Raw genomic sequence first — 25,555 nt, forward strand, 5'->3', positions numbered from 1 at the left:
ATACCTGATTATTGCGCAGGCCTCAGTCTCCAGCTGCAAATACGTTCACTTTCTGCCGGCGTGATGGAACCCGCCTCCGGCCGACTGAGCGAGATACAGCGCAGACTTTGCCGCTCCATCAGCCCCAGCATGCCGCCATCGGTCTGGGCTGCCGTGCTTTCAACACCACCCTTACTGCTGCCAGCAGCGATTGACCACAACGGTGTAAAGGCCAGTTGAGTGGTCAGCGACACCGATTCTGCCAGCGTGCGAGCCACCAACCGGTTCAGCCAGTAAGGGATGGTTTTCACCCGACTGTTAGCGATCAGAGCATTCTCATAATAACCATCATCGAAGAGGGAAAGTTGCTCCTGAGCCACTTCACAATTCCGGTTAGTGTTCACATGCATGAAGCCGGCAAAACCACCCAGACGCGTACTCCCATCCGACACCTCCAAAAGATCACATTGCCCCTCAGAACGTGCCAGCTGGTATTGGCTGGCCTGCGTACTCTCAGCCAGTTTAGGTGAAATCATCTGCCAGGCGTCTTTGGCACGATCCCGGCAATACAACGCCTTGGTAAAGGCACTGACCACTTCGGGCTTAAGCAGGGAGTGAAGCTGTGTACTCGCGGTGCGACCAGACCAGGAATATAACTGCTCCAACAGCAGGGGCTGTTGTGGCCGCACCATATCCCGATGCACCCAATGCCCTTCCGCATCCTGCACCGACAGAACAATATTATGACTCTTCACCGTTGCCACCATCCGAGCCAGCCTCTCTTTTCCCATCGCCTCAGCCAGCTCATCAAAAGCCTGCTCGACGGGTGTTAATGGCTGCGTGTGGAAAGAGAGCTCCTCATGATCAGGCAGGCGTACAATCTCCAGCTGCGGTTGATGCTCGACACCCAGAGGGTAGCGAACACTGACCAGCAACTTACGGGTAATGGCATCAGAGGAGAAGTACACCGGCATACGCCCGATACGCCAGGACTGGTAATTCCAAAGCCCACGCGCTCCCTGCAAATAAGACCACCAGCCCTTCAGCGGCGTACGAAACTTCCAGGCCAGAACCAGCATCGCCCCAACCGGCCCGGTTGACAGTGCTGAGGGCAGCAAACCGATAGTCATCATCACCACTGGCGTAGCGACCATGCTAAACAGCGCCGAGTAAACGCCATCATGAACAGCCAACCCAAACTCGGTGAACACATCCACCCCCTCAAAGAACAGCCACTGGCCATTCTCAAGCGGGATAAATGTTCCGGCCGGTGTCACATGAAAAGAGCGAGACGCGGGGACGGGGATATCACTCTCCGCCGTTGCAAAGGTAGAGCAAAGCAAGGTTATCGCTGCACACACACAGACCAACCACTGCCTGACACAGCACCAGAACGGAGAATAATTATGGCTTGGGTTTCTTCTCAACATGCCTGTATGACCGTTATCCTGACTGACAGTTCCGTCACAAGTGCCATAGGCTCAGACTGTTACAGTTTGTAGTCTTCTGGCGCAAAACATCACACTGACAACGGTCTACGAATGATAATAAAAAGCCATATTCTCCGTTTTGTCCTGCCTTTGGCGCTGTTTTTTTTAGCAGGCTGTGCCACACAGGTACCTGTTACTGAGCTGAGCCGCTATGCACAACCACCTTCGCAGTTTCTATCTATAAAAGGCATGCGGGTGCATGTGCGGGATCAGGGCAATCCCGACAAACCGGCTCTGGTTATGCTGCACGGTATCTTTTCCTCCCTGCACACTTGGGAGAAATGGCGTCCGCATCTGGAGAAAGACTTCCGCCTGATCTCCCTGGATCTCCCCAACTTCGGCATGACCGGCCCCTTCCCTTCCGGGGAGACCAGTGATGACGCCTATATGGCTGTATTGGAGGAAGTCGCGGAACAACTGCAACTTAAAGAGTTCTACCTGGCCGGCAACTCTCTGGGCGGGTACTTCTCCTACCAGTATGCGGCCCGAAATCCTGAACAAGTTAAGAAGCTGGTGATGCTGGACCCTGCCGGGTTCTTCTTTGTTCCTCCAGCGGCGATGATGCTGTGGGGCACACCTGTTGTGGGACAACTGGTTGATGAAATAGAACCGCCCCGCTTTGTAATGGAAAGCCTGCTGAAGAACGCCTACCACAATGCCGACAAGGTCACCGACACAGAACTTAACCGTTACGCAGATCTGTTAAGCCGGGAAGGCAACCGAGAGGCGGGCGGACGCATGGTGCGCCATATCCGCAACAGCATGGGCTTTGATCTCAGTAAGCTCGATCAACTGACCATGCCGGTTTTGATTATCTGGGGGGAAGAAGATAACTGGATACCGGTGCGGCACGCCCAGCAGTTTCACGATGCCATAAAAGGCAGCGAGCTGATCATCTATCCGGAAGTCGGCCACATGCCGATGGAAGAGATACCTGAACAGAGCGCCCAGGATGTGGCTGCGTTTTTGAACAAGTAGCCGAGAAGAGGAAGAGTCCAGCATATAGGGCTGGGCTTTTTATCTGGAGCGGGAAACGAGACTCGCCATCTTTTGAAAGCAGACGACCCCAACCGCTTTAAAGCTAGAAACATGCTTAAAACGAAAAAGGCCTCGATCTTTCGATCGAGGCCTTTTATCTGGAGCGGGAAACGAGACTTGAACTCGCGACCCCAACCTTGGCAAGGTTGTGCTCTACCAACTGAGCTATTCCCGCACAAACACCGCAAATTCATGCAATGCCTTTAAAAATGGCATCCCGTAGGGGACTCGAACCCCTGTTACTGCCGTGAAAGGGCAGTGTCCTAGGCCACTAGACGAACGGGACACAACGTTCTTTTGAATTGGTGGAGCCTAGCGGGATCGAACCGCTGACCTCAACACTGCCAGTGTTGCGCTCTCCCAGCTGAGCTAAGGCCCCTACATCCAACTCTTAAACACTTCAGAGGAAGCGCCAAGAACGAAGCGAATTCTATTGAGCTACCGGGAAAGTGTCAACACCAATCCGAAAAATTCCACTACCGGATCAGAAAACTACTTCCCATATAAATGAAGAAAGTAAACGACACAGACTTTAATAGAAAGCCAGATACTCCCACCGATAAAAAATCGTTCTAAAAGATAGACTTAAAAAATCTATTGGGGTATAAATTGCACCGTCTTCTGCAGGCCACTAGCTCAATTGGTAGAGCACCGGTCTCCAAAACCGGGGGTTGGGAGTTCGATTCTCTCGTGGCCTGCCACTTTCTCTCCAGAAGACCTTTTCCTCTAAGTGCACACCTCAAGAAACGCCCCTGTCTACGGCGGTATTTCCAGACCTTCCCAAGTTTTACTACCCCAAACACAAAACCAGCATTTTGTAGTATTTTTGCATCTTTTGGCTCCCTGGCTCGAAAACAGAGAGGATAGAGCAAAATCGCCCCCGTTTTTTGGCTTTTAGTGCAGCGCGTTATAACGACAATATACGACAATGCCATTTGACTTGCCTTGGGTGAGCGAGCTGGCAATTCCGAAAATTTTCCTCCACCTTGGAACCCTTATGCAGATTCATGAAGTAACAACATCTGACTTCCCAGAAATGCTTGCCGTATGGGAAGACTCTGTTCGAGCTACCCATGATTTCCTCTCCGAAGACGATATCCAGTTTTTGAAGCCTATTGTGCTGGAACAAGCTTTCCCAGCCGTCATCCTTCGCTGTGTGAAAAATAACGCCGGAGCCATTCTTGGCTTTATCGGCGTTCATGAACAGAGTATCGAGATGCTGTTTGTTCTGAGCGACGCTCGAGGGCAAGGGATTGGCAAGGCATTACTGAATCATGTGGTGGCAGAGTTTGGCTGCAACCGGGTAGATGTCAATGAACAGAACCCACAAGCTCGGGGATTTTATGAACACTGCGGATTTAAAGTTGTTTCCCGCTCACCACTGGATGGTCAGGAAAAGCCTTTTCCAATCTTACATATGGCCTCGTGAGTTAGCGCTACATGAATTACTTTGAAAGTCCCTTCGTCGGAAAATCTCTGCAAGAGCAGGTTACCAACCCCAATATTATCGTTGGCGAACACAGCTACTACTCCGGCTATTATCATGGTCACAGCTTTGACGACTGTGCCCGCTATCTGATTCCAGACCGAAATGACGTAGATCGACTCATCATTGGCCGCTACTGCTCTATTGGATCAGGAGCTGTCTTTATGATGGCTGGCAACCAGGGTCATCGAACTGACTGGGCAAGTACCTTTCCCTTCTTTCACCAACAAGGTTATCCCACTGCACAAGACGGATATGTGCGCGCTGGAGATACGGTCATTGGCAATGACGTCTGGATTGGCACAGAGGCAATGATTATGCCCGGCATCAGTGTGGGCGATGGTGCAATCATAGCCAGCCGTGCTGTTGTCACCCGGGATGTACCACCCTATGCAGTCATCGGATCAAACCCTGCTCGCATTATCAAATATCGCTTTAATGAAAAACAGATTGCCCAGCTACTGGAATTGCAATGGTGGCTTTGGAGCAATGAACAGGTTCAAGCAGCTATACCTTTAATCTGCTCGAACAACATTGATGACTTGTACAATTGGTGGCAGGTGAACCTTCAGAAGATATGATAGGGATTCACAATTACCGCCGAGTCCTTGCGGCTCATTGTTTTGCAGGAACCAGCCTAGCCAGCCAATAGAAAAACCACTCTTCCGGAGACCAATACTGGTGTTATCCCCAGTGAGATACTAGTCGAGCTGTGAAGCCAGCAAGGTTTTACCAAAAAACCTTAAGTCCCCAAGATGCTCTTCGATCACGGCTTTCATAATATTAATATCCAACCGCTGATACTCGTGAACGGCAATATTGCGAAAGCCAACCATCATTTTCATACGATGCGCCAACTCTGCGCTGATGATCTTTTTTTCCGCCAGAACATCAAAAACTTCCCGGGACTCCTGAACGGTCTGCGATTTCAGCAATGCCAGAGTACGGTTACCCATATCTATGCAGGCCTGACAGGCACGCTGGATGTTAAGGATAATGGCATCCTGACGGGTAAAATTGGTCATCAACTCTTCTTCATGCCCGCAGTACTCCTCATCAACTCGGGCCAGACAGCGTTCAATGATGGCCATTTTATTGAGCAGTACATCATCCATCAGCATTGTTTCCTTTAGTGCTATTGCGGATATCGTTTTCTATGGCCGCCAGAAGATCACGACGTTCAACATTCAGATTCTGATATTGTGACAAAGTATGAGTTACAAACTCCTCACATTGCACCCTGTCACGCTGATACAACCAAACACCATATACGACCACCTCTTTCCTTAAAACTGTCGTCGCCTGCCATAGGTCTATCAAGTCTACATCCTGATTAAGCGTAGCGGCGATATCCTGAGCAAGCCGCCAACATTCACTTGCAGGAATGTTTTGGTCGCAAAGTATAGCTATATCGTAGTCGCTGCCGGGACGCGAGTTACCTTTGGCTCTACTGCCGTACAGCAGAACTCCCTGCAACTGAGCACCAAAATGGGACTGTATTTTACTGACAACAATAGTCAGGGCTTCTTGGTTATCCATACAAGAATATTGCCACTAATCACCTTGCAGGGGTATAGCTGAGTGCGCTCTAGGGGGAAGGTAATAGTTTTTCCCGGGTGCTAATCAGCACTTTCAAGGTGAACTCCACTCCGGCATATTCTGCTCATGCTTGAGATGCACCCGCTGCCGGACCACGCCATCAAACACACTGCCCAGCGACCTTTCCCGAATCCCCGGCAGTGAGGCAATAGCTTCGGTAAAGAATCGGCTTTCCAGCACCGGTGTCTGATACGCCCCTTCCCACCATTCCAAAATGCGGTCTTTCGATAACAGCAGCAACTCGCCCGCCGGTAATTTATTGCTCTTACTGCCATTGGCCTTCTCAGTGGCAGGCATCAGGTTCCACAGGTCATTATTAAACCAGTTGGCATAAGGGAAGCAGTGATCAACCTCATACTTAGCTCTTGCCAGTGAATTACCAGTCCACACACACTGTGGAGTCTGCCCGGAATGCTTCATACGCTCAACAATGGCACGCACTTCCGTCGTCGTTCGCTCATCGTTTTTCCACGTCAGTGCCTGAAACAGATTACCAAGACTCACATCCTCACCCTGCCGACGGTGGTAGCTCATCATGATCTGGCACCACTCATTATTAATCGCAGGCTCTATCCAGCAGGCATAGTGGGTCATGGCATCCCAAAGATGAGTGGGAACTCGAAATTCACCAAAGGCTGAAAGAAATTGAAGGTCCAGAGTTATGCTGTCTGGTGCTCTTATCTTTTCGCTATAACAAGGGAATACCGGTGCTGTGTCGTTAGGTAATGTGAGGTAACGGGCCGGCATATCCTTAATGGTCGCTCTGACATCGCGAAGAGCGCCAAAAAGTATTTTGGCACGCTCTCCACTGAGTACAGCTCCCAGGCGGAGATCATGCCCAATCTGATTCAGCCTTTGAAAGCTCTCTTTAGCAAATCCACAGTTGAGGTTTCCTGGCTGCTGCCGAAACTGGTTATCCAACAATAAAGGCTTATAGATCTTGATCCAGTAAAGAGCGACCAACCCAAATGGAAGCGTCACAAACTCTTCATCGCGGCGGAGTACCGCTCCACGACAACTGTCCGCAATACGCACCAGCACCTGCAAAAGAGCCAACTTGTAGGTAGAGGATTTATCATCCAGAAGAATTAGGTGGCGAAGCAGAGGCAATGCGCCAGTGCCATCATCCGGCAACTGAAAAACCACATAACTCCAGTAAACATCACCCCTGCCCAGCTCATCCTGTGTAGTACCAAAACCCAGTGCATCGAGTGCCTGAGTGCGCCCTAACGCCAACAGCTCATCATTGCTGACTTCAGCCATCGGGCGCCCTTCCGGCTCAGGCCCATGACGCAGGGTTATAACCAGACGACCACCGGGCTTTAACAGCCCGGCCAGCTTGCGAAAAGCTCTTTTACGCTCATCGGCCGTTAACAGGTGCATAAAAACAGCACTCACCAGAACCAGGTCGTACCGATAATTCAACGCAATGGTTTTCTTAAGTGCCGGGAGTGTGTCGTCCAGCCACTGGATGGGATGAGCGCGCTAGGTTTCTCTGGCCCGATTACGCAGACCTTCAGCCGGCTCAACCGCCACCACATCAAAACCAAGGCTACTCAGCCACGCGGCATCTCTGCCGGAGCCCGCACCAATATCCAGCGCCAGACCTGGCGCTTTCGGAAGGGTATGCATCCATTGCCCGTGTACCTGCGTGGCAGGCAAGGCATCATATTGGGCACCTAACTCATCAGCCCGTGATGAATAGTGGGCAATGATCTTGCGATAACTTTGCTGAGTGGATTCAGAATCTGACATTCCCTGCAGACCAGATAAATTACAACTCCGCTATCATCCAATATCAGCCCGATGAAGTGAACGACGATTTCGTAATAATAAACTGAGCCCAAGCCTTACTGCCAAATCTCCCCTACCAAGGTTTCGGGCGTAAAATGCCACGCCAGCTGCGCCTGCAACAGTTCCGCCGTTGCCAGCGCATCCGTCAAAGCATGATGAGGCTGATAAGCCGGCAATCCGTAACGTTCCCGAGAGCCGCCTAACCGAACCGTACCAGGTTTTTTGCCCATCAATTTGTTAAACCAACCTTTACACGCTTTTCGCTGCACCGACGCTTCAATATCCAGTGTATCCACCACCGGGAAGAGTATCCCCTCCCCCAACCGTGCCCGCAGCGCCCGGTCCATAAACTCCCGCTCTATCCACTTGTAATGGACGACCACAACTTTGCCGGCCAGTGCATCCAGTACTTCATCAAGAACCACCTCCAGATCCGGCGCCTGCTCCAAATCCGAGTGGGTGATACCATGAATCACGATGGATTCATCATTGAGAGGGCGATTCGGATTCACAATCCAGTGCGCTGAACCTTTGCACTGAATGCGCTGCTGGGTAAAAGGCACCAGACCAATACTGATGATCTCATCTTCATCCGGCTTCAATCCCGTGGTCTCAAAATCCAATGCCACAAACGGCACCTGACTGATGGGCGTTTCCGGTCCAACCAGCGAGGTTTCATAAAAACGTTTTAACCTTACGTCTTTGGCTTCCGCTGCCAGCACGGCAAACCGCTCAGGCCAGTTAATCGTTTCACCACTATCAGCTTCAGCCTCGCCACATGCCTTAGATCCCAATAAGGAGATCATGAGTGACTCCTTTGATAACGGAATTTGATAAAGCTTTGAGCATTGCTGAGGATCTGGAACGCAGCCTTAAGATTCCGTCGTTCAAAGTCCGACATATTTTCCGGCTCAACACTGTTGTCCGGTTGTTCGCCCTGTTCCACATCCAGTGCCTGATGGCGAATGCGCACCATGTAGATTAGTTCCATGGCATCACGCAAGTCCTGAGCCCGACCTTTGGGCAGAATGCCAGCTGCGATAATGTCATCCAGTCGTTCAAAGGAATTTTTCGCCAGCGATCCCACAGCCATGGCATGCACACGCACAAGGTCGGCTAAAGGAGCAGTTCCACGCCGTTTAAGGTTAATGGAGTTGCGATGGCGGCCATCCTGCTCCATCACAAAATCCTTAAAGAACCCAAGCGGCGGTGTACGCATCACGGCGTTATGAGCCATACAGGCCAGGAACCGACTGTTACGGCGGGCACGTCGTATAACAAAACTGTGCAGCTGCTCGGCCCACTTCACACGACCATAGACGCCTTCGATATCGAAGAAGATAGAAGAGTTCAGCAGGGTTTCCGGTGTGGGGTGATCAATCCAGTTGGCAAAACACTCTTCCCACTGGGTGTGGGTCATACGCCATTTGGGATTGGAAGCCATAATACCGCCGGTGCAGTAGCTGTAACCGCAGGCATCCAGACCATCACAAATAATGCCGGCGAACTTCTCAAAGTACTCGCCATGCAGAGCTTCGTCGTAACTGTCATCAAGCAGCAGGGCGTTATCCTGATCGGTGACGATTAACTGCTCATCCCGGGCCATGGAACCCATGGCCAGTAGACAATACGGAACAGGTGGCGGGCCCAGCTCCTCTTCGGCAATTTCTGCCAGACGCTGTTTAAAGCTGCGCCCAATCACCGACATGGCACTGCCCACCATATGAGCGTTGGCATCCTCATCCACCATACGAACAAAGCAGTCTTTCACCTGTCGTGAAACAGCTTTCAACTCATCAACGGTATGGCAGGTAAACAGTGAGTGAACCAGCAACAGGCTGTTCTGGGATTCGTGGCGAACGATATCGGTCATCCCGATAATGCCAATAACCTTTCTGTCCTTGAGAATAGGCAGGTGATGTAGGTTGTAACGCAACATCATCAGCATGGCTTCAAAAACGTAGGTGTTGTAATCCACCGAGACCACATCGGTGCTCATCACCTCGGCTACAGTGGCATCTCTATCCAGGCCGGCAGCCAGCACCCGCACACAGAGATCACGCTCAGTCAGAATACCCAACAGTGTGTCGGCATCTTCATGCTGTTCATCCTGCTGGCAAACCACCAGCAAAGAAGTGACGTTTTCCTCATCCATCAACCGGGCAGCAGCCTGAATAGAGATATCCGGCGCGACCTTGACCGGCTCCCGGCTAATCAGCTTACGGGCTTTCACTGTCGTAAGATCATTGCCTTTGGCACGGGTTGAGATAGCGTTGCGGAGCTGGTTGCCATCCTGTAACTCCATGTAGTCGGCAAAGTGGTCAAACTCATCACAAAGACTTTTGAACAGGGCATCGGGAATGCAGTAGACCAGCGTATCCTCAATCGCCTTGGCCGGCATACGCACCTTGTTGTTCATCAACAGGCCTTTATGGCCAAACACCGCGCCACGGTCGAGTCTGTTATAGAGTTCACCATCATGCCGGTAGACCTCAACCATACCGCTGCGAATCAGGTAGAGGTCATGGATGCTATCACCCAGGTTGAGAATCATGCTGTCCGCACGGTAGTAGGCGACTTCCGCGTTAAGAGCGATCTCCTTTTGCGTCTCTTCCGGCAGTTCGTCAAAGGGCGGGTACTGCGCGATAAAGTTGAGGACTTCCAGCTGTTCCGCTTCCATCTTTGCTTCCGTCAAACATAAAGTTGGTGTCGAAGGTATGACCGAAAAAAGGGGCACAAAGCCCCTTTTTCGATAGACCAGCGCCGTATTTATTTAGCCGCGCTTGGCAGTGGACCAGATTTACCGGAAGGCTTACTGGCCGGCTTTCTCGGTTCGCTCATCAACCCTTTGATCAATGAGAAAGTACCCAGCAACAGCACCATGGTAAACGGCAGACCAGTCGTCACCGCCATGGCCTGTGTCGCCGCCAAACCACCGCCCAGCAGCAGAGCAATCGCCACCAGACCGGTAAAGCTACACCAGAAAACCCGCTGTACGGTTGGTGCATTCACCTTGCCGCCGGCCGCAATGGTGTCGATAACCAGAGAACCGGAATCCGCAGAGGTAATAAAGAACACCACCACCAGCACAATACCCACCACAGAAGTGATCTCAGCCATTGGCATCACATCCAGCATGGCAAACAGTTTCAGTGGCAGCTCGGCATTAAAGACTGCCTGATAACCGTCGTGGATATATTGATGCATGGCGGTACCACCAAATGCAGTCATCCAGAGCACACATACGGTGGACGGAATCAGAATCACACAGACCACAAACTCACGTACGGTACGGCCACGGGAGATACGAGCAATAAACATACCGACGAATGGTGACCAGGATACCCACCAGGCCAGATAAAATGCGGTCCAGCCCTGAGAGTAGTTGGCATCTTCACGGCCAAACGGCACAGACAGCGCCGGAATATATTCCAGGTAAGTCACGATATTGTTAAAGAAGCCTTTGATCAGTGCAGCCGTTGGCCCCGCCACAATAATAAACACCAGCAGTAATGCCGCCAGCCCCATATTGATCTCGGAGAGACGCTTCACACCACCATCAAGACCTTTCGCCACAGAGATCAGTGCCAGCGCGGTAATGCCCAAAATCAGCAGAACCTGGGTGTTGTCCGTAAAAGGAACATCAAACAGGAAATTCAAGCCGGAAGCCGCCTGAGAAGCACCATATCCAAGGGACGCTGCCAGACCAAAAATGGTGGCAATGATCGCGAGAATATCAATCACGTGGCCAGTCCAACCCCAGATTCTCTCGCCAAACAGCGGATAGAAGATGGAGCGCATGGTCAGAGGCAATCCCTTATTAAAGGAGAAGATCGCCAATCCCAAAGCCAACAGGGCATAGATACACCAAGGGTGCAGAGCCCAGTGGTAAATAGTGGCCGCCATGCCCAAAGCCTGTGCGGCTGCGGCATCACCTTCAGCACCGCCAAGCGGAGCCCAGTCGGTACGTACACCGTTCTCCATGCTGACGCCACCCAGCGCTGAGCTGAAGTGGGACATCGGCTCGGACACACCGAAGAACAGCAGACCAATACCCATACCGGCAGCAAACAGCATCGCCATCCAGCCAGCATAACCGTAATCCGGTTTAGCTTCGGTACCACCGATACGCACCCGACCCAGCGGAGTGAAGATCAACCCCAGGCAGACCAGAGCAAAGAAGTTGGATGATGCAATAAAGAACCAGTCCATGCTGGACGTCAGCCAATTCCGCAGACCGGTAAAGAAAGGTTCGATGCTGTTCTGGAAAGTCAGCGTCAGCACAACGAACAGAACAATTAAAAGACCGGAAATCGCAAAGACCCGGTTATGAATATCCAGCCCCAGCGGGCCAACTTTCAGGGCAATATTATCCTGCCCAACCTGATAATCCGTATCAATCGCCTTAACCTTACCGTCAGGGCGTTGAATACCACCGTTGTTGTCGTTCACATGGAACTCCCCCAGAATACGACCTGGGCGAACGGGCATGACCATCTGTTTATTTTTCGCACACAAATACCGTGTACAACCACCTTTCAATGTGGCTGACAGAATAAATGCGGAATAACAGGAGAGTCAGCGGACTATTCGGGGAGCTTTAACTGGTTTCTGGTTCTTTACCAGTCCCAGCCTTACGAACAGACCGGAAAGCCTTATCGCTTACACAATCGTAATTGTTACTACTTGAATCACGATCACCCCAAAACTGGGAGGACGGAGTCGTACTTTTATCACGGCTTAATTATCTTCCGTCACTCATACGTAATGCAACACAACGACTGCGCAAAACCACTACACCCATGACCTAGATCAGTAAACAGAGGCATTAATATGCGCTTTCTGCACTCATATCTGCTCTACAGCGAGTGCAGTTCGGCATCGGACTGATTAAAATCCTGTAAAAGACTCCGCTGTGAGAATCAATAAAATGAAACAGCTTATTCTTGCCTCCCTTATCGCCCTCACCTTGGCGGGCTGTACCGGTTTGCCGGAAGATGTTACCCCAGTTTCCGGGTTTGAAGCTGATCGCTACCTCGGCCGCTGGTATGAAATCGCCCGTCTTGATCACTCATTTGAACGTGGGCTGTCGAATATCTCTGCGCAATACACCCTGCGTAAGGATGGCGGTATTGATGTGCTCAACTGCGGGTATTCCTCTGAGAATAACGAATGGAAAGAGGCTCAGGGCAAAGCCTATTTTATCGGCTCACCTGGTATCGGTCATTTGAAGGTGTCTTTCTTTGGCCCGTTTTATGGTTCTTATGTCGTCTTTGATCTGGACAAAAAAGACTACCAATACGCCTACGTTTCTGGCCCGAACAAAGACTACCTCTGGTTTTTATCCCGAACACCCAAGGTCAGCGAGCAAAGCTACCAACGTTTTCTCGACAAAGCTGAGTCGCTGGGTTTTGATAGCAAGGCCCTGATTCGCGTTAATCAAACCGGGAGCGAATGCCCGGCAGTCCAGTAACCATGCTTTCTTTATAAGTTGTACAAGGAATCGTTATGTTCAAGAAACTTCTGGCTTCTGTCGGCATTGGCGCCGCCAAGGTGGATACCATCCTTCATACCGAGCACCTTCTGCCGGGACAAACCTTTCAGGCAGAGATTGTGATTACCGGTGGCAATGTCGATCAGGATCTGTCCGGTCTGGATCTGGCTTTAATGACCCGCGCCAAAACCGAAACAGACGACGGCGAACGCTTTGTCAGCCATGTGATTCAACAGTGGCGACTCTCTGACCAGATTACCCTGAAGGCCGAAGAGGTGATTCGCCTGCCCTTTACCGGCAAGCTTCACAATGAAACCCCAGTCACAGAGCTGCCTGTTACCAACAATCAGTGTGAAGTCTGGCTGGCAACCGGCTTAAATATCGATATGGCTCTGGATGCCTCAGACCGGGACCCACTCTATATTTACCCGAACGATGCTATGAAGAGCTGCATGGCGGCGATGGAAAATGCCGGGTATTTCATGGCCAAAGCGGATGTAGAAAAAGGTCATCTGAAGGGCGGCAACTTCAGTTCCCATTCCGGCATCTATCAGGAAATCGAATTCCGCCCCCGCTCCGTCTCACTCTTTGGGGTGAAAGAAGTAGAACTGTCTTTTATTCCAGAAGCCGGGCAAACCCATGTGCTGATCGAGCTGGACCGTTCCTTCCGGGGAGACAGCTATGCTTCTTTAACTATCCCTCATACACCGGAAGGCCTTAACCACGTGCCTTATCAGCTGGAACAGCTGTTACGCTGAGGCCATTTGCTCGGCTCAACACTGCGCCTGCGGTTGTTGAGCCGAGAGTCCCCAGCTTCTGCTTAAATTCGGCTGTCATTATCCGATTCACTTAGCCGCTTTTATCCCCCTCTCGGAGCCACCATGCCTCGCCCGATTATTCTTGATTGTGATCCTGGCCATGATGATGCCATCGCCTTGATTCTTGCTCTTGCCTGCCCGGCACTGGAACTGCTGGCTGTCACCACCAGTGCCGGTAACCAGACCCCGGATAAAACCCTGCGCAACGCGCTGCGTTTGCTGACCTATCTGGACAGAAGAGATATTCCTGTTGCTGGCGGCGCGGTTAAGCCACTGAACCGCGAACTGATCATTGCCGATAATGTGCATGGCGAATCCGGCCTGGATGGCCCACAGCTTCCCGAACCGGCCTTCGCTCCACAAGCTATAACAGCAGTCGAACTGATGGCGAAAACCCTGCGCGAAGCCAACCAACCGGTCACTCTGGTTGCTACCGGGCCGCAGACCAATGTCGCACTGTTACTGGCTGGCTATCCAGAGCTGCACAGCAAGATTGAACGCATCGTGATTATGGGCGGTGCAGCAGCCTTGGGTAACTGGACGCCGGCGGCCGAGTTCAATATTTTCGTTGATCCGGAAGCGGCTGATATGGTGTTTAAATCAGGCATCCCGGTAGTGATGTGCGGTCTGGACGTCACCCATCAGGCGCAGATTATGGAAGAGGATATTGAACGCATTCGTGTTCTGGGCAACCCGGCTTCACAGCTCACGGCAGAACTGCTCGACTTCTTTATGATTTACCACCGGGATCCGAAGTGGGGCTTTGAAGGCGCACCGCTGCATGACCCTTGCACCATCGCCTGGCTGGTGAAGCCTGAGATGTTTACCAGCCGTGAATGCTGGGTTGGTGTCGAAACCAAGGGTGAATACACTCAGGGCATGACGGTTGTGGACTACTACCAGCTCACCGGCAAGCCAGCCAATACGACAGTGGTTACAGATATGCAGCGGGAAGCATTTGTCGACTGGATGGTTGAGCGACTGGCTCACTACTCCTGAAGTGCTGATCGATTAGACTTCCTGAAAACATCAAGGGCCGCTCAGCGGCCCTATTCAATTCCCACTCAAGCCGCTTTGCGGGCTCTATCCAAAGCAGGTTGTTCAGCGGCCACACCAGCCTTAAACAGCCCAATTCCCAGATAGGCAAACGCAATAGCCACCAGCGGGTTCAACCAGTTCAACAGCGCCCAGGGCGCGTATTCCAGTACCGGAACACCCAAGGTTGAAGCGAAGAAAGCGCCACCGGTGGTCCAGGGAATCAATGCCACGGTCAGGGTTGCGCCCTCTTCCAGAGACCGGCTCAAAACGGAACGATCCAGCCCCTGCTTATCATAGGCATCCCCAAACAGCTGGCCGCCCAGAATCAGAGTCATATAAGCTTCGCCCATACTGCCGTTACCGACAAAACAACTGACAATGGTGGTGGCTACCAGGCTGGCACTACGCTTTACCCGTTTCAAAATACCGGAGATAAGAACCCGCAGAAACCCAAAATGATTCAAGATACCGCCCAATGCCAGCGCCATCAGTGCCAGCGACAGGGTCCACATCATGGAGGAAATCCCGCCTCGCCCTAATAAACCATCCAGCACTTCCACACCGGAGCGGATATCACTGCCGCTGAACAGGCTGTTAAGTACCGCACCAAACGCACGTTCCTGCAGGGTTACTGCCAGCAGAATACAGCTGGCGGCAGAAGCCATCATCGCCACCTCAGCCGGTGCTCGAAAAGCACTAAGCATCAACATAACCAGCAGCGGAATAATCGCCAGCCAGCTGATATTAAAGGTTTCGGTCAGAGCGGTATTCAGCACCGCCAGCTCGGAGGCCGGCATAGGCTCATTGCTGTAATCCAGCCCCAGCCAGGTAAACAACACCAGAACCAGAATATAAACGGGAACCGTTGTGTAACACATACTGCGCATATGCTGGTACAAAGGCGTTCCGGACGACATAGCTGCAAGGTTGGTGGTGTCCGATACCGGAGACATCTTATCCCCAAAACAGGCACCAGAAATCACCATCCCGGCCACCAGCTCCGGAGGAAAGTTCATCGCCGAGCCAATCCCCATCAGGATCACCCCGGCAGTTCCAACTGTGCCCCAACTGGTACCTGTCGCCACAGACATCAGGCTACACAGCACCAATCCGGCCGGCAGGAATATGGCCGGCTCGATAAACTGCACGCCCAGATAAATTAATGAGGCTAGTGTTCCGCTCTCAATCAGGGCAGCAATCAGCACCCCGATCATGATAAAGATATAAATCGCAGTCAGGGCACCACGTATGCCTTCATTCATCGCTTCGCGCACAGCTTTATAGTCATAGCCCAGATACAAAACACTGCTGCCCGCAACAATCAGGCAGCCCAGCATCAGGCTGTGCAGGCTGGTCGACAGGTAAAACAGACCGATACCAATGATGGCGACAATGGCAGAAAAAGTGATTAAGGCCTGGTTAAATGTGGGCTCCCGGGAAGGCTGGTCAGGGGAAGAGTCAGGATGGTGCATCGCTTGTGACATAAGTGCGGCCCTCCAAAGCCGGCACCGAATCGGCATCAACACTATAAAGTATTCATTTCGCGGGAAAAGTACAGAATTAAGCAGCGGAATACCACTACTATTGAATACATCAAAATCTCTGCACTTATCTATTACCAACAGGCAGAAAGTGTCGTTTCATAGATATGTGCCATCACACTTCGTGGGAAACAGACCTCCTTTTTTGCCTGCTCCCACGGCCCGATTGTGCGTTGTCCCCCAGCTTGCGTTTGGCGGCTTGTTGCCGGGTTTCCATAGTGAAAGGTGGCATCGTTCGTGCCTTGCTGATCGCAATATAGTGAAGTCGATCATCTATTGTAGTGGCGACCAGATGAATATTATCGAGGGTAAACGTGGTATTAATCACCGGATAACGAAATACCATGCGTGCTTTCTCAAACCACTGCCGATTTTGATCTTTTCCATAAATTCTGGCATAGCGGTCTCCGCAGGCTGTGGCCAGCATCTCGGCATTCGGACTAAAAGCGACATGAAAAAGACTGCCTGCCCCCTTCAATATACCTGAGACCAGCCATTGGCAGCGAGTTCTCTGAAACGTATAGACCTGCGCCTCTTTATAAAGGTGTGACTGATCCATTTGCCCCTGAGGCGGGGGCAACAAACGATTTCCGGTATGCGGCCGATGTGCCCAGTGACGTAACACCATATGCTGCTGATCGGGGCTGAATACAATATTGCGGGACGGTGACGGAAAAGGGCCAAGGCTCTGTTGCCACTGTTTCTGTTCATTTTCTGAGATCACCTGCACCTGTTGACCATTCTCGATCACCAGATGTTTACCATCTGAGCTGACGATACAGCGGGTGTTGTACAGTGCCATCACCGGCAAAGAAGCTAACGCCTGTCCTTCCTGCACATCACCCTGCTCACTAATCCCGACATATCGGACCGTATGCTGGTCATCATCATGAACAAAGAAGCCGCACTTCACGGCATTGAAAGTGATGCGACATCGCCGGGTGCCACTGGCTCGCATAGGAACAGGTAGCCTGGCCCGTTCGATCAGCTCACCTTGCTCTCCAATCCGTAACAAAAAAATCTCACTGCGGGTTTGCAGCAGCAAGGCTTTATTCCCAACAAAAGTAGCCGCCTGCAAATTATCCTGCAGTGAATGCGTATCACTCATCCTATAGCTACCGGATGCCTGCTTCTGCCAAAGCACGGCCGTGGTGTTTGGATGAAACGGCTCGTTGCCCGACTCATTCCTGTAACTTAACAGCATTTGGCTGTCGGCACTGATCTGCGGAGTCACCCGCTGTTGCTTATCCATCGGAAGCATGGTGGATTGCCAGACAAGATTGTTATCCCTTTGCCAACAAAAAATACCTGTACCCATCCCCCGGTTTTCTACCGCAGCCATGGTCAGAATGTGATTAGACTCCACATGGCAAGGCTGCCCATGGTTGAATTTTCCGGTCACCAATCTCTCCTGCCCACCCCAGCGCCCTGTGTCCTGCTGATGAAGACAGTGCATATCATCATCCAGGGCCAACGTGGCAAAGGTTTTACCGTCTTCAGAAAATCGACAGCCACCGAGAGTGACATGATGGGTAAGACACCCAACCTCACTTGGTTTACGGGTACCTCCAATCGCCAACAATACCACCTCTGACGGAGTGGGAGCAGGGTTTGCCCGGTACACAGCCAGATGTTGTCCATCCGGAGACAGACACAGAAATGGCGTTCTCAGCCGACCAGAGTGCGGGGTGGACAACACCGAGCGCAGTTGCAAGTGCTGGGTATTGGCAAGGGCACGGGCAACGCCGTAATTCACCAGAAAGGGAAAGTGAGACGTATTCATTGCCCCATCCATCTCAGCCGTCGCTTCCGGATCCATCCGCTGGAACCAGGGCTTCATGGCATGCCCATAACTGTCGACCTGAAAGCAGCGAGGTAAACGCGTCCCTCCATTACGCCTGGCAAAGGCGCGCTCTTGCAGCCGGGCATCCCGCACCAACGCAAAGCAGGTTTTATCCAGAAGTGAAAAAGTCAGGATATCCCGCTGGGGAAGAAAGCGGGCAATATGAGTGATGATCTCCAGCGGCAATCCCATAAAACGATGAGATTGCTGAGAAACCACCCTGCTCCCTGTCTCCATTGGCTCACCAGAGGCCTGCACAACAGCTGTAGCTGTACCTGTCACGTCCATTCAGCGGCTCTCCTCCCAACCATCTTGTGCCCGAGGGCATGAGCCTATGGAGTAGCCACGGTGATAAACGTTCTCTGCTCCCGTTCAGACCACTGACCAGCCTGTTACAAAAACCATTCCCGAGGCGTTCTGCGCTGAGTGCCATGGTCTAACCTCTTCGCAAATCACAGGCAGTGGATAAGGCTATGGGCAGCACCTTCCTGCGTGATTTTCTGACAACTACCGAAGCCTGTCTCCTAATGCTGTATCATTAGCTGTATGTCTGAAACGCCATCCTCATCCACTGCCTACTATTTTGCCTATGGCTCCAATCTGAACCATGAGGTGAGAGAGGTACGCCGTGGCCTGCAACCCTTATGGTCGACAAACGGTGTTCTGAATCACTACCAGCTGACTTTCAATCACAAAGGCCTGGGGTTTCTGGAACCGGCATTTGCCTCACTGGACAGTCATCCCGACAGTCAGGTTCACGGTATGGTTTATCAGCTCAGTGAGAAAGATCAGGAACGCCTGCACGCAACGGAAGGTTCCGGTTATCAAGTCGTTCCTGTCACGGTTGAAACCCCAGACCATGGTCCCCTGACCTGCTTTACCTATATCACCCGGGATCCAGTGCAGGGGCTCTCCCCCTCTCGCCGCTATCTCCACAAAATTATTGCCGGTGCCCGGGAGAACCAATTACCCGAGAGTTACATTCAGTGGCTGATGTCGGTAGACAGTGTTCATATCCCAATACTGTCCAATCTGCTGGATCGCTATATCGCGACCATGATCCGCTCCCGATTAAAAGGCCGGCGCAGAAGCTGGTTGTCTTCCCGCCTGGGTGTTCGTCTCGACGACTAGGGTTTTATTTCTGGCAACTGTGAATCCAAACACCGTTGCCTGCGTATCCTATGGTTCACCTGCTATTGTCTTCTATTCTTCCGATGGGCAGAACAGAAGCGGTTATTGTTATTTGCTGAATACGACTGGCATAATTTTGCCGGTACGCGACGGAACCCATGGACAGGCTTATGCCAAGAAAAACACTGCTGACCCATCTCATCATACTGGCACTGCTGGTACTGAGTTCTTTCACCCGGGCAGAGACCTGGCCACAAACACTGGAACAGGCGAAAGGCAAGACGGTTTATATGAATGCCTGGGGCGGCAGTGAGAATATCAACAGTTATCTGGACTGGGCCGGGGAAGAGTTAAACGAGCGTTACGGCATAACTCTGAAGCATGTCAAAGTGGACGACATCGCCAGCGTAGTAAGCCGAATCGTGGCCGAGAAGTCTGCCGGACGGGAAAGTGGTGGCAGCGTTGATATTATGTGGATCAACGGCGAAAACTTTCGGGCCATGAAAGACAACAAGCTTCTGCATGGTCCTTTTGTCGAGAACCTGCCGAACTGGCAATTTATTGATCCTGTTGAAAAGCCCACCACGATAGAAGACTTTGGTCATTCCGTTGATGGGCTGGAAGCCCCCTGGGGTATGGCTCAGCTGGTATTTATGGTGGACACCGACCGGGTTAGTCAGAAACCAACCTCCATGCAGGAGCTTCTGGCCTTCTCTCAAAAGAACCCGGGGCTGTTTACCTACCCGGCTCCACCGGACTTTATCGGCACCACCTTTTTAAAGCAGGCTCTGATTGAACTGGCACCGGATGCCAAACGTCTCAAGCAGCCTGTCGGTGATGATTTTGAACAGGTCACCCAGCCACTGTGGGCATTCCTCGACGCGCTGCATCCCACACTCTGGCGCAAGGGTGCTACCTTCCCGGCCAGCTCTTCCGCGATGTTGCCACTGCTGGATGATGGTGAGATTGCCTTCGCCCAGACGTTTAACCCCAGCACCGCTACCACAGCTATTCATGATGGTTTGCTGCCCGAAACCGTTCGCACCTATGTTCATAAAGCCGGCACGATTGGTAACAGCCACTTCCTGGCCATTCCCTACAATGCCTCTGCCAAAGCGGCCGCTGAAGTGACCATTAACTTCCTGATGTCGCCGGAAGCCCAACTGCGTAAAGCCAACCCAAAGATTTGGGGCGATCCAACCGTTTTGTCTCTGAGCAAACTGCCACTGCAGCAACAGCAGCAGTTCCGTGACCAGGAAGATGGCATTGCCACACTAAGTCAGGAGCAGCTGGGAACCGCCCTGCAAGAGCCTGATGCCAGCTGGATGAATGCCCTGGAACAGGCCTGGTTGAAGCGTTACCGTTAATGTCCGCATCCCCTTTTGCAGCCGGTCGCCCACAGCGCCGGCTCGTCCACTCGCTGGCCGGCCTTATTCCCTGGCTGTTTCCCCTGCTCACCCTGATTGGCCTGAGTGGTATTCTGTTACCTTCTTTCGGCTGGCTACCTGCACTGGGCAAAGAGAGTTTCTCCCTGGAACCCTGGCAGATTTTGTGGGAGACCCCAGCGCTCGGGCAGATGGTGTTCACCACACTGTTTACCGGCTTCGCGGCAACCATCCTCTCTTTACTGCTGAGCTTTTTGTTTCTGGCAACCTGCTGGAAAACCCGGTTCTGGACGCTGACCGAAAGACTGCTGTCGCCTTTACTGGCCATTCCCCATTCGGCTCTCACTATTGGTGTCGTGTTTCTGTTATCACCCAGCGGACTATTGAGCCGTCTGCTGGCAGGGCCGATGGGCTGGCAACACCCTCCTGATCTACTCACCGTGAATGATCCCTACGGTTTTAGTTTGATCCTGGCGCTGGTATTAAAGGAAGCCCCTTTTCTTTGCCTAATGCTGATTGCCGCAGTGAGCCAGACTCCCGTCCAGCGCCTGCTGCTGACCGGCCAATCTCTGGGCTACAGTGCCTGGCAGTGCTGGCTAAAGCTGGTCTGGCCCGTGCTGTACCCAAAAATCCGCCTGTCCGTTTTAATTGTGCTGGCCTTCTCCCTGTCGGTGGTAGATGTTTCGCTGATTATCGGGCCAACCCTGCCCCCCCTTTTCCCGGTTCAGATTCTGCACTGGCAGCAGGACCCTGACCTTCTGATGGCGCTACCAGCTGCTGCCGGGGCTCTGACTCTGATGGTACTGACCGGTTTATCGTTGCTGCTCTGGTTATCCATCGAGAAAGTCATGGTCCGTTTGAGCAGCACCTGGCTGGTGAATGGCTACCGGGGCAAAAGCCGCCCCTTCATCCAAGTCAGTAGTCGTTTACTTCCCAGTTTAAGCCTGTTGCTGGCTTTCCTGAGTCTGCTGATTATTGTTATCTGGTCGTTCAGCTGGCGCTGGCGCTTCCCAGACCTTCTACCTGCTGACTTGTCCTTGCGGGTTTGGAGTCGTTATTTCGACGGTGTTTATGAACCACTGTTCTCAACCCTCACCATTGCCCTGGCCAGCACTGTGCTAAGCCTTCTGCTTTCTTTGGTATGTCTGGAGTTTCGCACTGCAAACCAAAGTCGGTTCAACAGACTGCATCTGGCATTTTTCTACCTGCCATTACTGCTGCCGCAGATGTCTCTCCTGCTGGGTTTGCAGACCCCCTTGGTGGCTCTGCATCTGGATGGGCAATGGACTACCGTTGTCTTCTACCATCTGATCTATGTGTTTCCCTACTGTTACCTGAGTCTGGCCGATCCCTGGCAAAAGTATGATCAACGCTATACCCAGGCGGGTCTGCTGTTGTCGGGCTCTCCGGTACGAACCTTTGTGCGGGTCAAGCTACCAATGCTGCTTTCGCCACTGCTAACCGCCTTCGCCCTCGGCATTGCGGTCAGTACGGCTCTCTATCTGCCGACCCTGATGGCTGGAGCCGGCCGTTATGAAACACTGACCACTGAAGCCGTAGCACTGTCTTCCGGCGGCAATCGTCGTCTGCTCTCTTTGTATGCTGTTTTACAGATGGTGGTGCCATTGGTGTTCTTTAGTCTGGCGCTTCTTCTACCAAGATTACTGCAAAAGCTGCAGCAACGACGCACCTCCCAATCACTTCCCCATAGCGAGGTGCCATCGTGAGCCTTGAAATTTCAGATGTCAGCCTTCGTGCCAGTAAGCGTTTACTTATCGATAAACTATCCCTGTCGGTTGCGCCAGGGGAAATTGCTTCCATTATGGGACCCAGCGGTTGTGGCAAGTCCACGCTACTGGCCTGGCTTTGCGGTGCATTGCCGGAGGGTATCACCGGTTCCGGCACCGTAATGCTGGCCGGAGAAAGGATTTCAGATCGGCCGATGGAGCAACGGGGGATTGGCCTGCTTTTTCAGGATGACCTGCTATTCCCTCATATGAACGTGGAGAATAATCTGGCTTTTGGGCTGCCGGCCGGGCTGTCCCGAAGTGAACGCCAACATCGGATTCAGAACGCTTTACGTGCAGCTCAGCTGGAGGGTTATGACAAGCATGCACCCAGCCAGCTTTCCGGTGGACAGCGGGCACGCATCAGCCTGATGCGCACCCTGCTGGCAGAACCGAAAGCTCTGCTGCTGGATGAGCCATTCTCCAAACTGGATGCGCATCTGCGAGGGCAGGTCAGAGAGTTTGTTTTTACCACGATTCAACAGCGCAACATCCCTGCCCTGCTGGTTACCCATGATCGTCAGGACTGTCCGGAGCGTATAATCACCCTGGAAACCAACGACACTGTGAGTGTAAAGAATGATTGATCGCTGGACCCATGCATGGATACAGGCACCTTTAAAAAGTCTGGCAAAGCAGCTGCACGGACGAATCACACCCGACCAGCTAACGCTGCTGGGTTTTGGCATAGGCGCCTTATCGCTGCCACTGCTGTTACTGGAATGGTATATCCCGGCTTTGGTGGTGATTCTGCTGAGCCGAATTATGGATGGCCTCGATGGAACTCTGGCGCGGATGGGTCAACCTACCGATGCCGGTGGCTTTCTTGATATCACCCTCGACTTTCTGTTCTATTCGCTGGTTATTCTCGGCTTTGCCCTCGCCAACCCAGCACAGAATGCTCTTGCCGCTGCATTTTTGATTTTTTGCTTTATTGGCACCGGCAGCAGCTTTCTGGCTTTTGCCATTATGGCCGAAAAGCATCAGCTGGAACGGGTGCAGTTTGATAATAAATCCCTGCATTATCTGGGCGGTCTGACCGAGGGCACCGAAACACTCCTGTTTTATGTGGCCATCTGCATCTGGCCTCAGGCGTTTCCCACTCTGGCCACAATTTTTGGCATACTCTGCCTGATTACCACGGCCACCCGTATCTATGGCGGTTATCAGACTCTCAGTAAAGTGTCTGCACAGGCCAAACCCGAATCCGATTGAGAAACCTGCATGTCGAATGAAGTGATCGATGCTTTAAGCCAGTTCCATCAGCGTTATCTGGATAACATCCGTCAGGCCAGCGGTCAGCTGCCGACTATTGAGCAGGATGAAGAGTGGCCTTCTCCCTGTGAACAGGGTGCGGCTGGTCATGGTGAAGTGTTCTGGCAGCCAAAAACTACAAATCAGGAACTGGACTTTGCCGGTATGGAGCATGCTCTGAATCTGGCCCTGCATCCCGATCTGAAAAGCTATTACGCCAGCTTTTATAGCTATCACCTGTCGGCTCGCAGTGAAGACGGTGATCTGGAACTGTTACAGGTCTGGAATCAGGAAGACTTTAACCGATTGCAGGAAAACCTGATCGGCCATGCCATGATGAAACGCAAACGCCGCCAGCCGGAAACCTTCTTTATCGCAGTGACTGACGATGATGAAATTATTATTTCGGTCATCAATGAAAGTGGTGAAGTGTGGGCAGAACGGGTTGGCCAGAATCCTCACCGTAAACTGGCAGACTCCATCCCGGCCTTTATTCACAGCCTGGAAGCGACTCAGCGTTAATTCTTAACGAATCCAGATCGGGCTTTGCCGGAGCAAATAGGCTCCGGCTAGCCCAAGCAATCCCATAGCGGCCATATAATAGCCCGGCATGGTCATCTGTCCGGTGATTGCAATCAGCCACATAATGAGCGGTGGCGCCAATCCGCCAAACACAGAAATACCCAGATTATAGGTCAGCCCGACACCGCTGTAGCGGACAGCCACCGGAAACAACCTGCCCAGATAAGCCGGAATGGTTCCAGTCAGCAACGCAGCCCCTGCAGCGGCCGGCAGGCTGATCAGCCAGAACTCTTCTATACCCTGCCACCAGCCATACAACGGCACCATCGTCAGTACCAGCAACAAACCCATTGAGACTGGTAGTCGCACACCAGACAGCCGATCACTCAGCCAGCCGCCAAAGACGCACAGAGGTGACATAGCAACGGACGATACGGCAATGGCATGGCTGACAACCTGAGCGTCATAACCCAAAACCCGAATGTAATAGCTGGGCCCGAACACCAGCAACACCGTGGCCGCTGCTCCTGCCATAGCCATCACCATCACCCCACCAGTTAGCGTACAACCATGCTGGGTGACCAATGTGCGTGCTGGAATATCTCTATCCTCTCCCACCTTCTGCAATGCAATAAAAGCCGGAGATTCCTGAAAACGGCGGCGGATATAAAAGCTCACTACCCCCAGACTGCCGCCCAGGGCAAAAGCCAGCCGCCAGCCCCAATCAGCCACCACTTCAGGGCCAAGGACATTGAGTAGAGATGCATGGACACCGGCAGAACCGGCCACACCCAGAATAAAGGCAAAGGTCAGTGCGCCAGTCGCCAAACCGGGATAACGCTGAGTTTCCCGCAGGTAGGTGATCGCTCCTGGCACTTCGCCGCCAATCGAAAAACCTTGCATCAACCGCAGCAAAGTCAGCAGAACAGGAGCCGCCAACCCCAGTACGTCATAACCAGGCAGCACGGCAATACCAAATGTACTGGCTGCCATCAGCAGCACACTGACAGCAAAGGTTCGCTTACGGCCGAACAGATCACCGATATGACCAAACACCAACCCACCCAGCGGCCGGGCCAGATAACCAATGGAGAAGGTGGAAAAAGTCAGCAGCAGGGCAACAACAGGTTCGGCGGCAGGAAAGAAGTGATCGGCCAGATACCCGGCCAGCATGGCATAAATAATAAAGTCGTAGACTTCCAGAAAACCGCCCAGTGCCACAATCGCCACGACCTTGGACGATGAAAGCGTGGCCGTGCTGCTGCCAGCCTCCTTTTGGTTATCGTTATTCACCCGACCAACTCCCCTATTCAGCGCAAAGACTATAGAGGGTGATGAAAAGAAATACAGTCACGG

23 protein-coding genes and 4 tRNA genes are annotated in these 25,555 nt (G+C 52.3%); 13 read left to right on the forward strand and 14 right to left on the reverse strand.

Features of this window, described 5'->3' with window-relative positions; translation table 11 throughout:
• Window positions 1-8: 8 nt before the first annotated feature.
• Window positions 9-1,409, reverse strand: coding sequence for a hypothetical protein (locus tag EHSB41UT_RS16150; RefSeq protein WP_165767292.1), 1,401 nt, complete (start codon window positions 1,407-1,409; stop codon window positions 9-11).
• A 111-nt stretch (window positions 1,410-1,520) separates the two neighbouring features.
• Between EHSB41UT_RS16150 and EHSB41UT_RS16155 the strand changes: the two genes are divergently transcribed.
• Complete coding sequence (locus EHSB41UT_RS16155) at window positions 1,521-2,447, forward strand: alpha/beta fold hydrolase (RefSeq protein WP_087111679.1); 927 nt, start codon at window positions 1,521-1,523, stop codon at window positions 2,445-2,447.
• A gap of 159 nt (window positions 2,448-2,606) precedes the next feature.
• Here EHSB41UT_RS16155 and EHSB41UT_RS16160 read toward each other — a convergent pair.
• The 3 genes from EHSB41UT_RS16160 to EHSB41UT_RS16170 all read right to left on the reverse strand — a co-directional run bounded on the left by EHSB41UT_RS16160 (window position 2,607) and on the right by EHSB41UT_RS16170 (window position 2,886).
• Window positions 2,607-2,682: transfer RNA gene (locus EHSB41UT_RS16160), tRNA-Gly, on the reverse strand.
• Window positions 2,683-2,717: 35 nt separating this feature from the next.
• Window positions 2,718-2,793 (reverse strand) — tRNA-Glu (locus EHSB41UT_RS16165).
• A gap of 17 nt (window positions 2,794-2,810) precedes the next feature.
• Window positions 2,811-2,886 (reverse strand) — tRNA-Ala (locus EHSB41UT_RS16170).
• 246 nt (window positions 2,887-3,132) lie between these two features.
• Between EHSB41UT_RS16170 and EHSB41UT_RS16175 the strand changes: the two genes are divergently transcribed.
• The 3 genes from EHSB41UT_RS16175 to catB all read left to right on the forward strand — a co-directional run bounded on the left by EHSB41UT_RS16175 (window position 3,133) and on the right by catB (window position 4,574).
• Window positions 3,133-3,208, forward strand: a tRNA-Trp gene (locus EHSB41UT_RS16175).
• Between the two features lie 296 nt (window positions 3,209-3,504).
• Entirely contained in the window at window positions 3,505-3,936 is a 432-nt protein-coding gene (locus EHSB41UT_RS16180) for a GNAT family N-acetyltransferase (RefSeq protein ID WP_087111827.1), read from the forward strand.
• An 11-nt stretch (window positions 3,937-3,947) separates the two neighbouring features.
• Window positions 3,948-4,574: a type B chloramphenicol O-acetyltransferase gene (catB, locus tag EHSB41UT_RS16185; RefSeq protein ID WP_087111681.1), complete on the forward strand. Its 627-nt coding sequence runs from the start codon at window positions 3,948-3,950 to the stop codon at window positions 4,572-4,574.
• 120 nt (window positions 4,575-4,694) lie between these two features.
• On the opposite strand, the gene hepT is transcribed toward catB, so the two are convergent.
• From hepT to EHSB41UT_RS16220, 7 genes are all read right to left on the reverse strand, one after another.
• Window positions 4,695-5,108 carry a type VII toxin-antitoxin system HepT family RNase toxin gene (gene hepT, locus EHSB41UT_RS16190; RefSeq protein WP_087111829.1) on the reverse strand — a complete coding sequence of 138 codons (414 nt, stop codon included), beginning with the start codon at window positions 5,106-5,108 and terminating at the stop codon, window positions 4,695-4,697.
• The gene (mntA, locus tag EHSB41UT_RS16195) at window positions 5,101-5,532 is read right to left on the reverse strand and encodes a type VII toxin-antitoxin system MntA family adenylyltransferase antitoxin (protein ID WP_087111683.1); all 432 of its coding nucleotides are present in this window, start codon (window positions 5,530-5,532) and stop codon (window positions 5,101-5,103) included. The genes hepT and mntA overlap by 8 nt, the downstream gene beginning before the upstream one ends.
• Window positions 5,533-5,625: 93 nt before the next feature.
• On the reverse strand, window positions 5,626-7,017 hold the full coding sequence (locus EHSB41UT_RS16200) for an HNH endonuclease domain-containing protein (protein ID WP_087111685.1): 1,392 nt from the start codon (window positions 7,015-7,017) through the stop codon (window positions 5,626-5,628).
• A 60-nt stretch (window positions 7,018-7,077) separates the two neighbouring features.
• Window positions 7,078-7,347: a class I SAM-dependent methyltransferase gene (locus tag EHSB41UT_RS16205; RefSeq protein WP_087111687.1), complete on the reverse strand. Its 270-nt coding sequence runs from the start codon at window positions 7,345-7,347 to the stop codon at window positions 7,078-7,080.
• Between the two features lie 95 nt (window positions 7,348-7,442).
• Window positions 7,443-8,192: a 3'-5' exonuclease gene (locus EHSB41UT_RS16210; protein WP_087111688.1), complete on the reverse strand. Its 750-nt coding sequence runs from the start codon at window positions 8,190-8,192 to the stop codon at window positions 7,443-7,445.
• Window positions 8,189-10,066, reverse strand: a complete 1,878-nt coding sequence (locus tag EHSB41UT_RS16215; protein ID WP_087111690.1) for a DUF294 nucleotidyltransferase-like domain-containing protein — start codon at window positions 10,064-10,066, stop codon at window positions 8,189-8,191. Before EHSB41UT_RS16215 ends, EHSB41UT_RS16210 begins: the two co-directional genes overlap by 4 nt.
• An 89-nt stretch (window positions 10,067-10,155) precedes the next feature.
• The gene (locus tag EHSB41UT_RS16220; protein ID WP_087111692.1) at window positions 10,156-11,877 is read right to left on the reverse strand and encodes a BCCT family transporter; all 1,722 of its coding nucleotides are present in this window, start codon (window positions 11,875-11,877) and stop codon (window positions 10,156-10,158) included.
• A 439-nt stretch (window positions 11,878-12,316) separates the two neighbouring features.
• Here EHSB41UT_RS16220 and EHSB41UT_RS16225 point away from each other — a divergent pair, with 439 nt between their 5' ends.
• From EHSB41UT_RS16225 to rihA, 3 genes are all read left to right on the forward strand, one after another.
• Window positions 12,317-12,859: a lipocalin family protein gene (locus EHSB41UT_RS16225; RefSeq protein WP_087111694.1), complete on the forward strand. Its 543-nt coding sequence runs from the start codon at window positions 12,317-12,319 to the stop codon at window positions 12,857-12,859.
• A gap of 35 nt (window positions 12,860-12,894) precedes the next feature.
• Window positions 12,895-13,638: a sporulation protein gene (locus tag EHSB41UT_RS16230; protein ID WP_087111695.1), complete on the forward strand. Its 744-nt coding sequence runs from the start codon at window positions 12,895-12,897 to the stop codon at window positions 13,636-13,638.
• Between the two features lie 123 nt (window positions 13,639-13,761).
• A complete protein-coding gene (rihA, locus tag EHSB41UT_RS16235; RefSeq protein WP_087111697.1) occupies window positions 13,762-14,697 on the forward strand; it encodes a pyrimidine-specific ribonucleoside hydrolase RihA in 936 nt (311 codons plus the stop codon).
• A gap of 65 nt (window positions 14,698-14,762) precedes the next feature.
• On the opposite strand, the gene nhaC is transcribed toward rihA, so the two are convergent.
• Window positions 14,763-16,220: a Na+/H+ antiporter NhaC gene (gene nhaC / locus EHSB41UT_RS16240; protein ID WP_242667340.1), complete on the reverse strand. Its 1,458-nt coding sequence runs from the start codon at window positions 16,218-16,220 to the stop codon at window positions 14,763-14,765.
• Between the two features lie 172 nt (window positions 16,221-16,392).
• Window positions 16,393-18,408 carry an F-box protein gene (locus tag EHSB41UT_RS16245; RefSeq protein ID WP_133060543.1) on the reverse strand — a complete coding sequence of 672 codons (2,016 nt, stop codon included), beginning with the start codon at window positions 18,406-18,408 and terminating at the stop codon, window positions 16,393-16,395.
• 258 nt (window positions 18,409-18,666) lie between these two features.
• On the opposite strand from EHSB41UT_RS16245, the gene EHSB41UT_RS16250 reads away from it, so the two are divergent.
• From EHSB41UT_RS16250 to syd, 6 genes are all read left to right on the forward strand, one after another.
• Window positions 18,667-19,251 carry a gamma-glutamylcyclotransferase family protein gene (locus EHSB41UT_RS16250; RefSeq protein WP_087111703.1) on the forward strand — a complete coding sequence of 195 codons (585 nt, stop codon included), beginning with the start codon at window positions 18,667-18,669 and terminating at the stop codon, window positions 19,249-19,251.
• Between the two features lie 170 nt (window positions 19,252-19,421).
• Entirely contained in the window at window positions 19,422-20,618 is a 1,197-nt protein-coding gene (locus EHSB41UT_RS16255) for an ABC transporter substrate-binding protein (RefSeq protein ID WP_165767293.1), read from the forward strand.
• Window positions 20,618-22,363, forward strand: a complete 1,746-nt coding sequence (locus EHSB41UT_RS16260; RefSeq protein ID WP_087111705.1) for an ABC transporter permease — start codon at window positions 20,618-20,620, stop codon at window positions 22,361-22,363. Before EHSB41UT_RS16255 ends, EHSB41UT_RS16260 begins: the two co-directional genes overlap by 1 nt.
• Window positions 22,360-23,010, forward strand: a complete 651-nt coding sequence (locus EHSB41UT_RS16265) for an ATP-binding cassette domain-containing protein (protein WP_087111707.1) — start codon at window positions 22,360-22,362, stop codon at window positions 23,008-23,010. Before EHSB41UT_RS16260 ends, EHSB41UT_RS16265 begins: the two co-directional genes overlap by 4 nt.
• Window positions 23,003-23,638, forward strand: coding sequence for a CDP-alcohol phosphatidyltransferase family protein (locus EHSB41UT_RS16270; RefSeq protein WP_087111709.1), 636 nt, complete (start codon window positions 23,003-23,005; stop codon window positions 23,636-23,638). The genes EHSB41UT_RS16265 and EHSB41UT_RS16270 overlap by 8 nt, the downstream gene beginning before the upstream one ends.
• A 9-nt stretch (window positions 23,639-23,647) precedes the next feature.
• Window positions 23,648-24,199 carry a SecY-interacting protein gene (gene syd / locus EHSB41UT_RS16275; RefSeq protein ID WP_087111711.1) on the forward strand — a complete coding sequence of 184 codons (552 nt, stop codon included), beginning with the start codon at window positions 23,648-23,650 and terminating at the stop codon, window positions 24,197-24,199.
• 3 nt (window positions 24,200-24,202) lie between these two features.
• Here the strand turns inward: syd and EHSB41UT_RS16280 are convergent, their stop codons facing one another.
• On the reverse strand, window positions 24,203-25,492 hold the full coding sequence (locus EHSB41UT_RS16280) for an MFS transporter (RefSeq protein WP_165767294.1): 1,290 nt from the start codon (window positions 25,490-25,492) through the stop codon (window positions 24,203-24,205).
• Window positions 25,493-25,555 lie beyond the last annotated feature (63 nt).

Source organism: Parendozoicomonas haliclonae (assembly GCF_900174585.1).
Classification (GTDB): Bacteria; Pseudomonadota; Gammaproteobacteria; order Pseudomonadales; family Endozoicomonadaceae; genus Sansalvadorimonas; species Sansalvadorimonas haliclonae.